At 38.8% G+C, this 12,161-nt stretch carries 10 protein-coding genes and 1 pseudogene; 8 read left to right on the forward strand and 3 right to left on the reverse strand.

Going from position 1 to position 12,161, the window contains the following annotated elements:
- The 4 genes from ABJL82_RS15895 to ABJL82_RS15910 all read left to right on the forward strand — a co-directional run.
- On the forward strand, nt 1-869 hold an 869-nt coding region (locus ABJL82_RS15895; protein ID WP_347275689.1), incomplete at its 5' end, for a hypothetical protein.
- Between the two features lie 270 nt (nt 870-1,139).
- Nucleotides 1,140-1,361 carry a hypothetical protein gene (locus tag ABJL82_RS15900; RefSeq protein ID WP_347275690.1) on the forward strand — a complete coding sequence of 74 codons (222 nt, stop codon included), beginning with the start codon at nt 1,140-1,142 and terminating at the stop codon, nt 1,359-1,361.
- Nucleotides 1,361-2,365, forward strand: a complete 1,005-nt coding sequence (locus tag ABJL82_RS15905) for a cation diffusion facilitator family transporter (RefSeq protein ID WP_347275691.1) — start codon at nt 1,361-1,363, stop codon at nt 2,363-2,365. Before ABJL82_RS15900 ends, ABJL82_RS15905 begins: the two co-directional genes overlap by 1 nt.
- A 572-nt stretch (nt 2,366-2,937) precedes the next feature.
- The gene (locus tag ABJL82_RS15910; RefSeq protein WP_347275692.1) at nt 2,938-3,357 is read left to right on the forward strand and encodes an NUMOD1 domain-containing DNA-binding protein; all 420 of its coding nucleotides are present in this window, start codon (nt 2,938-2,940) and stop codon (nt 3,355-3,357) included.
- A gap of 286 nt (nt 3,358-3,643) precedes the next feature.
- Here ABJL82_RS15910 and ABJL82_RS15915 read toward each other — a convergent pair whose 3' ends face one another.
- On the reverse strand, nt 3,644-4,984 hold the full coding sequence (locus ABJL82_RS15915) for an ATP-binding protein (RefSeq protein ID WP_347275693.1): 1,341 nt from the start codon (nt 4,982-4,984) through the stop codon (nt 3,644-3,646).
- Nucleotides 4,985-5,559: 575 nt separating this feature from the next.
- On the opposite strand from ABJL82_RS15915, the gene ABJL82_RS15920 reads away from it, so the two are divergent.
- Together ABJL82_RS15920 and ABJL82_RS15925 are read left to right on the forward strand one after the other, a co-directional pair.
- Nucleotides 5,560-6,834, forward strand: coding sequence for an ATP-binding protein (locus tag ABJL82_RS15920; RefSeq protein ID WP_347275694.1), 1,275 nt, complete (start codon nt 5,560-5,562; stop codon nt 6,832-6,834).
- A 258-nt stretch (nt 6,835-7,092) separates the two neighbouring features.
- Nucleotides 7,093-8,466 carry a sigma-54 dependent transcriptional regulator gene (locus ABJL82_RS15925; protein WP_347275695.1) on the forward strand — a complete coding sequence of 458 codons (1,374 nt, stop codon included), beginning with the start codon at nt 7,093-7,095 and terminating at the stop codon, nt 8,464-8,466.
- A gap of 289 nt (nt 8,467-8,755) precedes the next feature.
- On the opposite strand, the gene ABJL82_RS15930 is transcribed toward ABJL82_RS15925, so the two are convergent.
- Nucleotides 8,756-8,884 carry a hypothetical protein gene (locus ABJL82_RS15930; protein WP_347275696.1) on the reverse strand — a complete coding sequence of 43 codons (129 nt, stop codon included), beginning with the start codon at nt 8,882-8,884 and terminating at the stop codon, nt 8,756-8,758.
- 662 nt (nt 8,885-9,546) lie between these two features.
- Here ABJL82_RS15930 and ABJL82_RS15935 point away from each other — a divergent pair.
- Nucleotides 9,547-10,506: an SDR family NAD(P)-dependent oxidoreductase gene (locus ABJL82_RS15935; protein ID WP_347275697.1), complete on the forward strand. Its 960-nt coding sequence runs from the start codon at nt 9,547-9,549 to the stop codon at nt 10,504-10,506.
- A 336-nt stretch (nt 10,507-10,842) separates the two neighbouring features.
- A complete protein-coding gene (locus ABJL82_RS15940; protein WP_347275698.1) occupies nt 10,843-11,910 on the forward strand; it encodes a nucleotidyltransferase family protein in 1,068 nt (355 codons plus the stop codon).
- Between the two features lie 18 nt (nt 11,911-11,928).
- Here ABJL82_RS15940 and ABJL82_RS15945 read toward each other — a convergent pair.
- Nucleotides 11,929-12,161, reverse strand: a pseudogene (locus tag ABJL82_RS15945) (IS4 family transposase); the annotation flags it as partial.

The following is a 12,161-nucleotide window of genomic DNA, read 5'->3' on the forward strand; positions in this document are numbered from 1 at the left end:
GATTAAAAATTACATACATCCATCAGGAAGGAACAGGCGATGATTTCGGGAATTTTGAAATAACACGGTTCAGAACAGATGCGAATTACAAACCGGCGCGGATACTGGAGGCAACGGACGTTTCGTTGGGTCTTGGACATACCATATTCAATTTTTTGGACCATACCGGCTCTACGGCGGAGCATTTCTGGCTCAAGGGAAACAAAAATTTCCGGAATGGTGTTATGACATATCTAAATGGCGAATTGTCCACCTATACGGAAAACAATAAAGAAACGGTTCAATTTGAAGCAGGCATACATTATCAAATAGCCGAATTGTTTGATACTACCGTGTTTACAGGGAGAGAGGATGTCCTGGAGAATTTTATCACATTAAGCAATCACAGGGCGCGCTACTATACCGGCGGGCGGGTTATGTGGGATATTGATGAACACTTTGACGTATATGCACAGGGGAAGCAGTACTGGTATAATGACGGGAACGATGGCTTTGAGTATGACGTGTCTGTTGGGTATAAATTTTTTGTGTATCCGCGGATTTTAAAATTATCCGTAGGAATATTTGGCTTTGATGTAGATGGACACGTCAGCGAGTACTGGTCTCCAAACGCATATAAAAAGTATTCTGCCGCCCTAAGCTGGCGCCACTATCTGGGAAAAGAACACTACACCGGCGCTCCGGAGTTTTTTTATGAAATGGTAATGAAGCAAGGCATTGACAGCGACAGTGTCGATTTTGCGGAGCCGTCGCTCGCTTTCGGATGGGACAATAAACGGCGTATGAATGCCAGGCTTGAAATAAAGCCCATGAGATCGGTTGTTTACGATGAAGAACGGATATTTTTCTATTTTAATGTACGTTTTTAAGGATCAACCCCACAAGGACATGAAAGCTGCAAGAGACATGGCAAGCCTGTCCCCCCGCTGGTGGGGGATTAAGGGGGTGGAATCGTTTGCATAGGAAATCCGGGAGACTTACTCCAAGCGGGTTCAGGTTTGCAACCCAATGTCATTAAGTTAAGCAACCTGCCAGAAAAGTCCCCCTTAAAAAGGGGGATAAAGGGGGTTGTTTTTAATCAAATAATCTTAACTTAATGACATTGGGTTGCAACCTGAACCTATGAGTTTATGCGTATAATGGGATCATATACTGCGGTAAAAACCCTGTTTGTCATCTGGGATTTATTTGTCATTTTTCTGCTAATAGAGGGCGGGATTGGAAGTATAAAACGTTTGGTTCAGGTACAAAAAATCGGGAATACACCGTGTTCAAAGTCTGTGGAGCTTGGGAACGAGATCGAAAAACACTTTATTGGAGGGAAAATAACTATTTTTTTAAAACAAGGAGAGTGTCATTAGTGAAATACGCAAAGGATGATTCCGTCGTAGTCGTTCTTTCCGCTATATGTGGAAATTTACTTCTTACCATCGCCAAATTTTCAGGATGGCTCGTTAGCAGAAGCCCTTCAATGCTGGCAGAGGCGATTCACTCATTCGCCGACACGGCAAATCAGATATTGCTCTATGTAGGCATACAACATAGCCGCAGCGGCCCGAGCCGTGAATTTCCATGGGGACAAGGTTCTTCACGGTACCTATGGAACTTAATTTCAGCAGTAGGCATATTTTTTGTAGGATTTGGCGCAACCACCTATCACGGCATCAGTTCACTTTTCAAACCCCACGAGGCTTTTCGCTCAGAATTATATTGGTTGTCCATTACAATCCTTGCGCTGTCATTTTTTGTTGAAGGCTATGTATTGATTATCGCATATAAAAAAATGAAAAAGAAACAGGGCAGGCGTTCACTGAGGAATATTGTTTTGTCCGGAGATGACCCCACTATCACCGCGGTCTTGCTCGAAGATTCCATTGCCGTACTTGGTGTTGTTACTGCCCTTACAGGACTATGGCTGTCTCATATATATCAGAGTCACCTGCCTGACGCCATTGCCTCTATTATCATTGGTATATTTCTTGGAATCATGGCGGTATTACTTGCTTTTGTGAATGGACGTTTACTCATTGGCATGGCAGTAAGTGAGGAAAAGGAAAAGGATATCCGGCAATTTATCGGAATATACCCATCGGTGGAAAAGGTAATCAGCCTCAAAACCCAAATCCTTGGCCCAAACATGGTAAAACTCACGGCAGAAATAGAATTTCATGGAGGAATCATGTTTGACAGAAAACAAGTCGAGGCCGATGCGGAACTCATCCGGCAAGGAGAAGAACCTTTGCCCATACTTGTTGACACCATAGAGAGAACCGTAAGGGTCGTCGGCAATGAAATCAATAAACTGGAAAGGGCCATCCGTGAACGATTCCCAGAAATATCCTCTATCTCACTTGAGGTGTATTAGTGTAACAGTCGGCAGTCGGCAGATTGCTGATTGAGGATTGCCGACTGATATCGGCAGTCGAATATCGAACAAGGAATTTCGAATTATGAAGCAGTGGCGTATTGCAATACGCCACTGCTTCGTACCATATTTCCCCCATGCAATTATTGCACTAAAAAATCCGTTCAATCAGCCGCATTTTGTTCATCTTCCAGTTTTATTTTGAAAAATACTCCTTATGTTGCAATATGTTAAGACACTTCCTCCCTTTTTTGCAATTCTTGCGCAGACACTGTAACGAAAGACACGGTTTCAGGCATTGCCCACCAATTTAAAAAATTTTTTTCCCTGTAAAATGTGACTATTAAAACAACCTATATCCTTTCATTCATCAGAAACAACATTTGGCATAATAATTGTTAATTGTATTGTTGACATTCGTGCACGTTTGGTTGTTTGAAAAATAATAGTTACAAATTGTTACGTTTATTGCCTGATTTTGTTTGCTAAGGGCGGTAGTGTTTTTAAAAACGTGTAAAGGGTATATCTACTTACAAGGTAATCTCATAAACCTTTTAAATCTGAATAAGCCTATGGAAACAAAAAAAGTAAAACAAATTGATTTAACAAGCGGCATGGTAATGAATATATTTTCTTCTGTCACAGAGGCATCAAAACTTACAGGGGTAAGCAAGGCAACGATAAGTTATTGTATAAACAGAAAAAAGGACTCTGGCAGGGGCTTTATATGGGAAGCATTGCGGGACGAAGAAGGTACAACGAATCGCTCGTTAATTATTATGAATGAAGAATGGGAAAATAAACTGCTTAGAAGAAAATATCATAGAATCAAAAATATGTATAAGAACGCGAAGATTCGCCACTGCCTTCTCTGCAACACGAAATTCATTAGTATTGATATCTATAACCGAAGATGTGATAAATGCAACAGTAATGTTGAACATTCAAAAGATTCACACATTGTTTACAAACATGAACCCCTGATTTCTTAAACATCTACCTGATTCCCCAAAATACCATTATAGTCTTGCAAACATCTCCAGGCGGGTTCAGGTTTGCAAACCTGAACCCGCCTGAAATCAAACAAATCTGATTTTAGAAAATCAGGTTGGGTTTTTAAAAGACAAACGCCCAACGGCATTCATTTTTACCCACCCCTACCCCTCCCAAGAGGGGAATTTGATAAGTCCCCTCTTGGGAAGGGATTGAGGGGTGGGTTTATTCATTGCTTAACTAAAAAGATTGAAAATATCTAAACATAGATTTATTTGAACTATATCATGATTCATCTTCCAACGGGAGTGTTATTCTAAAGGCAGTTCCTTTCCCAACTACGCTTTCCGCCTCAATAGTGCCATTATGCATCTGTACTATTTTATTCGCCAGGCTCAATCCCATGCCTGTCCCACTTTTATTTTTAAATTTGCTGAAAAAAGGATCAAATATCTTTGGGAGAAAGTCTTTCTGAATCCCTGACCCTGAATCTTTTATAAGAATTTCCACCACCTTTTTTTCTTCGAGAAAACCGGTTTCTATCGTTATTGTCCCCGCCCTTTGAAGTTCTGGAATGGCAGACATCCCTTGTAATTCTTCTATAGCCATGAACGCATTGTTAATGATGTTTGCTATCACTAATTCAATTTGTTTCGCGTCAATTAGCATAGTGGGAACCGCAGGATTCCCGGCATAGAATATATCGATTTTCTTCTTGTTTGCCTGATACTCGTAAAGATCTATTACCCCTTTTATCAGATCATTCATTTTGTGTCTTGTTTTTACCGGTTCGCTCTGACTTACGAAAGCTACCAGGCTTTTAATGAGGTTCTTACACTGCATGGACACATTCGTTGTGTCTTCCAGATATTCCACTATACTCATTCCTTTTTTGCTTACGCCATCAATCGTTTTCCGCAATTCTTCAAAGCTGACGCACAATTCGGCGATAATACCATTCAGCCTGTCATTTATTCCTTTATCACCGGAAAGGTAATTCTCATTTATCATTTGCCTCAGTCTTTGCAATGTGTCACTCATAGCAGAAAACCTTGCTTCGGTAACAATGCTTATTCTTAAAAATTGAGGGAAAAGTCTTTTCACTTCCTTTACACAAATAAAAACAACCCCAAATGAGTTGTTAATTTTATGGACAAAATCTACGAGCGTCTTTTTTAAATAATTAACAGTATACACAGTTTTTTTTGTTGTTTCGTTAATAGCATCAAATATCACAAGGCTACCGGCAATTTTTTCATTCTGATATATTGGATACGCCGTGTATTCAAAGGGAACATGGCTGCCATCCGCGCGCAAAAATACATCATTCGTTCCATGTATTTCCCTCCCTTGTTTTTGCGCCTGATATATCCGGCATTTTTCAACAGGAATATCGTTGCCCTCTTCATCGGCGCAATGAATTAAGTCATACATCTTCTTTCCCAGCATTTGTCCACTCTCTTCATAACAAAGGGCTTTGAGACAGGCAGCATTCACAAAATCACAAACACCCTCATTGTTTACGCTAAACATCGGTTTGCCAATGGCATTAACCATGGCAAAAAAACGATTCTCCTCTTCTTTCGCCTGCATAGTATTTTGCACTGCATCGGGTTCTTTTTTCAAAGGTAGCACTCCGTTCTTTAATTCTTCTTTTGATCTTTTTGTAACACTTTAGTACTGTTTCATATGGGCACTTAATTTTAGTTACACCATATTATCAATGTAATACAGCATTATCAATGCAATACATTTATAGCTAAAAACATTTATTTTTCAAAGAATTGTTACAATTTGTAACACTATTCGAAATCCCTTGTTCGATATTCGTTATTCATTCGGAGGTTGGATGTCCGCAAAAAATATGGACTTCTGATATTGCACAATCAAATTAATCCGTAATTTTAACTTAGCGCTTATGTACTCTATACCCCCTTTAGTATCAGTCCATTTTGGGGTATTTACACATAGGCAAATAATATAGTATATTATTAAAAGTAAATATTATTTCATAACCACCTCTTAATCATCTCCTGCGTAAGAAGGAAAAAAGAGAGGTAGTAAATTCAATCACAACCGTTTAACGAACTACTTAAAAAGGAGAAACGTTTAAGGGAAATGGGGCTTTTATTACAAAAGAACATTACCTGTTAATTCCTTCACAATAAGGAAAGGAATCCTACTATAGAAAGGAATATAGCATGAAACTAAAACGAAGCGATATCGAAACCTCACAAAACAAGTTTGCGCATATCATAAATAAAAACCCAAACCCTGTTTTACAAATAACAAAAGAGGGCGTCATATCCTATGCCAATAAAGCTGGATTATGGTTTTTAAACTTCTGGAGCAAACAGATAAATGAACATATTCCTGCGCAATTTAACAATGTAATTATGGATGCTTTCAATACTAATTCATACAAAGTAATAGAATCAGAATATGGCACAAAGGTATTCTCGTTGACTTTTGTGCCAATCACAAAAGAAGGATTCATAAACATATATATAACAAACATTACCGCGCAGAAACAACTACAGGAAAAAACAACACAGTTGGAAAAACTAAATATTTTAAGTATGATGTCGTCAGAAATAGCGCATGAAATCAACACACCAATAGGCGCATTCAGCCTATGCGCCCAGGAAAGCATGAAATATTTTAATAAGATTGCTATTACACTAAATCATTTGGAAATGCAGATTGATTCCATTTCCAGGACTATGAATGAATTACGAACGCTTGCAGGCTCCCACGGCGGGGATATGACGCATAGTCAGGTGCAAGACAAATTGACACAAAGTATGAATAATTTGGAAGGCTGCGAAAAAGAATGTAAAAGAGAACTGCAAGCTATAAAAAGCAGTAAATCTCATTTGCGCGAATACCTCGAAAATTCTATAAAAGAGTCTCTTCATTGCAAAGAAGCGGTTAATAATTTACTTAATTTCGCGAATCAGGTTGCGCTGTACAAAAAAAATTACTGTGTAAATGCTTTAATAACGGACGTAATAGTCTCTCTATACCGAATGTTTAATGAAAATAAAATCGATATCGTTTTTAATCTTTCAGATAATCTTCCTAATGTCTTAATAGATATCTGCAAAATGGAGTTGGTTTTCGCGAATATTTTTTACAATGCCATTTATGCTATAAAAGCAATAACGAAAGACCCTACGCACATTAGTAATCATGTTAACGGCACAATAACCATAGAAACACGTATGTGTACAAATAAAGATGAAATAGAAATCTCCATAAGCGACACCGGCGTGTATATTCATAAAAATAATTTGAATAAAATATTTACTCCATTTTTTACACAAAAAGCGGAAACGGAAAGACCAATTATTGGTTTAGGCATCGCAGGCAAAATAATCAGGATGCACAATGGTGTTATTGCGGCGGAAAGTGAAAAAGAAACGGGAACAACATTCAAAATATATTTGCCGTTAAAAGAAAAGATATCTAAATAATATAGTAACCATTCCGCCGGTATCTATACTACGTGAACTGTTACACAATATATATAATACCGAGTAGGTGAGACTGACAAACAAAAGCGGTGATTTTGTTTTCATCAATACAAAGGTGTGTATTTACAATACGTCCCTACAAAATTACCACATTATCCCCGACTATTTGGCATTAATCTTGCTACAGAATATGATTCGCATTCATTCCTAATCTATTCTTTGAATGGTTTATCGTTTTATTATAGGGAAAAAATATCTATGGATAAAGCACGCGTTTTGATTGTTGAAGATGAGGAAATTTACCGGAAAATACTCTGCAATACTTTGAGGGAACATGGTATTGAGGTACAGGCAACCGACTCGGGAGAAGAGGCATGGGAGCTTATCAAACAGCAAAGGTTCCCGCTTATCATATCCGATATCAGGCTTTCCGGGAATATCAGCGGGATGGACCTGCTGAGAGACGCAAAAGAATTATATGACCCTTCGATATTAATGATCACTGCTTTTGGTGAAATAGAAATGGCCGTTGAGGCAATGAGACTGGGCGCTTTCAGCTATATCACAAAACCTTTCGAAGTAGAAGATATTTTGGCAAATCTCGACCGCATGATCCTACAGCAAAGGAGCATTTCCGACCACCTCTTACCTTCCAACGTTGAGGAATTAAGCCAGCGTACCGGCATAATCGGCAATTCAAAAAAGATGTGCGATCTGGTGAATATAGCGTTAAAAGCGGCGCGCAGCGACGCCACCATATTAATAACAGGGGAAAGCGGCACCGGGAAAGAACTTATCGCCAAGGCGATTTATATGAATAGCAGCCGGAAAGACAAGGAATTTGTGGCGATAAATTGCGCCACACTCACCGATGAATTTCTGGAAAGCGCCTTGTTCGGGCATGTGAAAGGTTCATATACCGGAGCTATGAAAGACAAGATAGGATTATTCGAAAAAGCAGACGGAGGAACGCTCTTTATGGATGAAGTGGGCGATACTTCAAAATCGATCCAGGCAAAAATATTGCGTGTACTGCAGGAAGGTGAATATATCCCCCTGGGAAGCACCGAAACAAAAAAGGCAAACGTGCGTATCATTGCAGCCACAAACAAGGACTTGTTGGAATCGGTAGAGAAAAACGAATTTCGCGAAGACTTGTATTATCGCCTTAATGTAATAAATATAGCGATGCCGCCGTTACGGGAGAGGAAATCGGATATACCCCTCCTGATCAACCACTTTATCAAAAAGAACAACGTCAAATTAAATAAAAAAGTTATACGGATTGCTCCGGAAATAGAGGAGATTTTGATGGATTACGACTGGCCCGGGAATGTACGTGAACTGGAAAATGTGATTGAAAGGACAATGGTTTTATGTTCCGGCAATAAGATAGTGAAAAAGCATCTGCCCGGATGCGTTTTACCGAAAAAAGGGGATATCCCCCCTATCACCATCGCCCCGGGCACGTCCTGGAAGGAGGCGGAAAAGGAACTTATTATGAAGACCCTTCAGTTAACCCGTGGCAATAAACAGGAAGCGGCAAAGATGCTGGGAATATCCCTCAGAAAGATTGAGTACCGGGTGAAAGAATGGGGGATTGCCTGTGCTTCAAAAGCAAATGGCGATTAAATTCTCTTTACAAAACATCTATGTTGTAAGCGTCAACCAATAGTATTTTCCGCCGTCCCACAAAACCGCAATAAATGCGGTAACAATGTATTCTCTCAACCCTCTTCTGTATTAATCCTTTGCTTCGTTCATATGCAATACATTGTTTTAACGATTCATTTCGAATAAATACGTAATCATGCAAATTTTGCGTCAAAATTAATAAATGTAATTTGTTGCTTCGCAAAAACCATGCATATCTGCATACGATTCATTTTAACGTACATCGTAACTATCTGGCGTAAAAACATTACACGACTCCCGGCGGGTTCAGGTTTGCAACCTGAATCCATGGATTTATGCGTATAATGGAGCAATGTACTGCAGTAAAATTCCAATGCCCAAAATCCCTGTTTGGCATCTGGAATTTATTTGTCATTTGTTCTGCTAATTGAAGGCTGGATTGAAAGTATAAAACGTTTGGTTCAGGTTACAAACCTGAACCCGCGAATGTAGCTTCCGGCGCCATTACGTTCCCAAACAGTCATCATGTTGCATTAGCAACACCCAGAAACGATGAAAATGGTTTTGTGGCCATATAATATTGCGGTACCTGTACTTAAACTGTTTTTTGTAGTCTTATTTTCGAGCCAGTTTGGAAACTAACTGTGCTTCTGTAGTTAATAGAATACGCTAAATAGCTACCGTACTTCACAAAAAGCAGCGATACAAGGAATATTCCTCACTTTGTTGTATTGCGTATAATCACGCAAATTTTGCAGAAAAATGCTTTTCTGAAACCATATATCTTAAGCATTACAGTCTATCGTCCTTTCGTCTATCGTCTATCGTCTACCGTCAGTCGTCTATACAACCCTGTCAAGGTTAACACTACTGTAACGTTTCATTAAAACCTGGCGGAAGTCACAAAAAAGCAGGAGGACACCAATAATATTTCCCGGAATGGAATTAGAATATCCGATACAGGCTCTTTGGTCTTTGTTTTGCTACCAATAAAACATCATGCGACTGCGCAAGACAATTGTTATTATGAATTACCTTGTACGTTAATAAAGACAACAAATAGAAAAAGGGGATGGTATGAAAATACTTGTAACAGGCGGTGCGGGGTTTATTGGATCTAATCTGGTAGACCAGTTAATTGAAGAGGGACATCGCGTAGCTGTTGTAGATGATCTTTCTACAGGAAAAGAAGAAAACATACATAAGAAAGCGGAGTTTTTTAATATTGATATTTGTGACGCGAAAAGTCTGGAAGAAGTTTTTAAAAAAATAAAACCGGAAATAGTAAATCATCATGCAGCGCATGCGAACGTGCGGAAGTCGGTAGAAACGCCTGTTTATGACGCGAATATCAATATACTTGGTTCATTGAACCTGTGCCAGTTATCAAATAAATATCGGGTTAAGAAATTTATCTACGCATCTACCGGAGGCGCTGTTTACGGAGAACCGAAACAATTGCCTGCAAATGAAGCCACTCCGCCGGAACCCTTATCGCACTATGGGGTAAGCAAGCATACCGTTGAACATTATTTGCATGTTTTCCATAAATTATACGACCTTAACGTTACCATTTTAAGATATCCAAATGTATACGGACCACGGCAGTCTCCGCATGGAGAGGCGGGCGTTGTCGCAATCTTTAGCGAACTAATGCTACAAAATAAACAGCCCACAATTTTTGGCGATGGTTCAAAGACAAGGGATTACGTTTATGTGGATGACATTGTAAAAGCGAACATTGCGGTTTTAGGGGATATCGGAAACGGAGAAATTTATAATCTTGGATGGGGCAAGGAAATCTCTGATATGGAAGTATTCCTTGCAGTGAGAAGGGCATTACGCAAAGACATAGAACCCATACTAGGACAAAAACGTCACGGAGAAGTTGATCATATTAGCCTTGACCATTCAAAGGCGCGGAGAGAAATCAAATGGTCGCCGGAAGTCACCTTTGAAGAAGGCGTAAAAAAAGCAACCCAATATTATACTAAACTTGCAAAGGCAGAAGAATTGTGCGGCGCGGCGAAGGTTTAAAAGGCGGGAAGTAAGGAGGGATAGTGGTAAAATAATGTTTCTTCCACGTAGTAGTCGGGCGGGTTCAGGTTGCAAAACCGCCCTGAAAATCTGTGCAATCTGTGGTTTCCTTTAGTCAAATAGTTGAATAGTTAATTAGTCAAATCATCAAATCGTTTCAACCATTTAACCATTCAACCATCTTCTTTTTATCTGTGCAATCTGTGAAATCTGTGGTTTCTGTTGTTTTATCTGTGTAATCTGTGGTTCCGCATTTCGTATTTCGTGCTTGCTTGGTTCCGGTATCTTCTGATACGTACGGTGGGATAACAAAATAAAAATATTTGATATAAGAACATGCTAGCTGAAGACAAACTTCTTTTTATTTGTACGAGACAAAATTTTTCGGATACACACAAGAAAAATGTTCTTGATTTGTGCAATAGGGAAAAGATCGATTGGGAGAGAGTGTACGCTACGGCAAGACTCCATAGCGTGGCGCCATTGATCTATTTAAACTTGCAAAAATGCTCTGAAAACGGCCGTATCATTCCGCATAATGATGATGTAGCAAATAAGTTTAAGCTCTATCTCTATACCAGGAAGGTTTTAGAAAATACATTGGAAGAAACATTGAAAGATGCATTAGCTTTTTTTCATCAAAGATTCATAGACGTCATGCTCATAAAGGGGATAGCATTAAATGCGCTTATATACACGCATCCATGGCTCGTCAATAAGAATGATCTTGATATAATAATACGACCAGGAAAAGAGACATTAACCACTAATGAAAAAAAAGAAATAAGAAAGTACATTCATAGTATTAGATTAAAGGGTATTGAGTGTGATTATTTCAGCCACCATGATATTCATTGCTCAGAAACACTGCCCATAGATTTTGTGGATATTTGGAGTAATGCAAAAAAGATTTATTTTTTGGGACATAGCGTATATGTTATGTCCCCGGAAGACATGCTCATCGTCGCGTGTATTAATTCCAAACGCAAAAGGTTTTTTCGGCTTAAATCACTATTTGATATTGCAGAAATAATTAATTTTTACCCTGATTTGAATTGGAAAGATTTTACAAGGAAGGCAAAAAAATACCGTTGTAATAATCTTATTTATACTGCCCTCTTTGTTACAAAAAAAACGATAGGATGCAATTCCCCTGAAACGGTTTTTAAAGACCTGACGGTATTTCCTTTAAGGAAGTTGATAATACACATAATTATCCGATATTTAAACTTACGCATGTCTTTAACTTCGCTTTATCCGTTTTTAGAAGAAAATCCATTAATAAGAAAAACAAATCTGTCATTGGCATTGCCCTTTGCGGTCTTTCCATGGCGCTACTTTTGGCACAAGATATTATCGGGGGCTACCAAGTTTTGTGTAGGTAAAATTTCAAAAATCAGGTAAAAAATCAGCATTGTCCGGTTAGGTTTTTGCGTAAGCATAATTTTTACTCTGTTCTTTGAAATTATGTTTAGTCACGGTTGTAAAGACAAAGAGAGCCGCTTCATTTTTAATTTTGAATCTTAACTCTCTAACTCGCTTGATAGAGACTTTTTCTTTAAAATTGTTATGACAATAGATTGCAAGCAGGAGGTATGTGATTAATCCAGCAAGTATTTGAACCATGAGGCCATATGGTGATCTTGCGATGAGAT

Source organism: Candidatus Kuenenia sp., assembly GCF_039794105.1.
GTDB lineage: Bacteria > Planctomycetota > Brocadiia > Brocadiales > Brocadiaceae > Kuenenia.